Source organism: Sphingomonas sp. Leaf25 (genome assembly GCF_001421635.1).
In the GTDB taxonomy this organism is placed as follows: Bacteria; Pseudomonadota; Alphaproteobacteria; order Sphingomonadales; family Sphingomonadaceae; genus Sphingomonas.
Map to the genome: position 1 here is coordinate 104,494 of NZ_LMKU01000003.1, position 994 is coordinate 105,487.

A 994-nucleotide genomic window follows, 5' to 3' on the forward strand; every position below is an offset into this window, starting at 1 on the left:
TTCGGACGAAGAGTTTCGCACGCAGGGGAGCACGAAAAGTTCCTCCTTTGCGGCCAGTCGCGAACGAATTGGGGCGGTCCGGTATCGGGCCGCCCTTTTCGTTTGATCCGTAACCGTATAGCGACAGTCACGTCCGCACGCTGGCGGTACCGAAACAAAGAGCTGCCATGACCTCGCGTGCCAAAACCTCGCTGCTCCCCCTCGCCGATGGCGACCTGTGGCCCGAGGAGCTGCGTCGCTCGCTCTCCGACAAGCTGTTCACCATCGCCTTCGGCGCGATCCAGTGGCCGTGGCTGCTGCGCAGCCTGTCGGGCGGCAAACGGTCGGTGAAGGCGAAGCTGATCGCCGATCTGGGTCTCGCCCCCGATGCGCTGCCCAATCTGGGGAGCTGGAAGGCGGATACCGGCTATCTCTCGCTGATCGTCGACCGCATCGCCGCCGATCGCCCGCGCACCGTCGTCGAACTCGGCACTGGTGCGTCGAGCCTCGTGACCGGCGCGGCACTCGCCAAGCATGGCGGCGGACAACTCATCAGCTTCGACCAGCACGCCGGCTTCGTCGATGCGACGCGCGAATGGCTGGCCGAACACGGCATCGCCGCCGATCTGCGCGCGGCACCTCTGGTCGAATCGCCCGGCGACTGGCCGGGGGTGTGGTACGACATCGGCGCGCTGCCCGACCGCGTCGACATGCTGCTGATCGACGGCCCGCCGTGGACCATCCACCCCTATGTGCGCGGTGCCGCCGAAACGCTGTTCGACCGGTTGCCGGTCGGCGGCGTGGTGATGCTCGACGACGGCGCCCGCCCCGGCGAGCGCGTGGTGGCGCAGCGCTGGCGGCGTCGCTGGCCCAACTTCCGCTTCGAACTGGTCAACCGCGGCACCAAGGGCACGCTGATCGGCGAGCGGCTTTCCTGATTTCCTCCCCTCCCTGACAAGGGAGGGGTCGGGGGTGGGTGGGCCCGCGAGGGAATGTAGCGCCCGCCACGAACCCG

Annotated in this window: 1 protein-coding gene; it reads left to right on the forward strand. The window is 68.1% G+C overall.

Going from position 1 to position 994, the window contains the following annotated elements; genetic code table 11:
• Positions 1 to 167: 167 nt before the first annotated feature.
• Positions 168 to 917, forward strand: coding sequence for a class I SAM-dependent methyltransferase (locus ASE78_RS02055; protein ID WP_055756742.1), 750 nt, complete (start codon positions 168 to 170; stop codon positions 915 to 917).
• Positions 918 to 994: the final 77 nt, after the last annotated feature.